The 409-nt window shown below is 69.9% G+C and carries 1 protein-coding gene; it reads right to left on the bottom strand.

Annotation, left to right across the window (positions count from 1 at the left end; genetic code table 11):
* Positions 1-409, bottom strand: a 409-nt coding sequence (locus tag IL252_RS17430; RefSeq protein ID WP_208629071.1) for a HEAT repeat domain-containing protein, incomplete at both ends; no start/stop codon positions are given.

Below are 409 nucleotides of genomic sequence, written 5' to 3'. Positions count from 1 at the left end.
GCTCTGGTCGGTCGGGACGTTCGACAGGAGTTCGATCAGCGAGTAGACCGCCGTCCGCCGGACTGCGGCCGAATCGTCCGAGAGTGCCTCGATGAGATAGTCCACCGGCCGGTCGTTGCCGAAGTTCCCGAACGCGCCGACGGCGATACGGCGGACCCGCTCGTCGTCGTCCTCGTATAGCGGGAGCAGCGCCTGGAGTGCCTGCCGGTTCCCGATGTTCCCCAGCGCGTCCGCCGCTTCGCGCCTGACGGCGGCTTTCGGGTCCGACAGGACCGACTCAAGCGGCGTCGTCGCCCGCGAGTCGCCGATCTTCCCGGCCGACCGGGCCGCTCGCGCCCGCACTCGTGGGTCCGGGTCCTCGAAGCGCTCTGCGAGCTTCGGGACCGCGTCGGCCTGGTCTAAGTTTCCG

This window comes from Halomicrobium sp. IBSBa (genome assembly GCF_017612575.1).
In the GTDB taxonomy this organism is placed as follows: domain Archaea; phylum Halobacteriota; class Halobacteria; order Halobacteriales; family Haloarculaceae; genus Halomicrobium.
The sequence above is the reverse complement of the archived record's forward strand: the minus strand, read 5'-3'. Positions and strand labels throughout refer to the sequence as shown.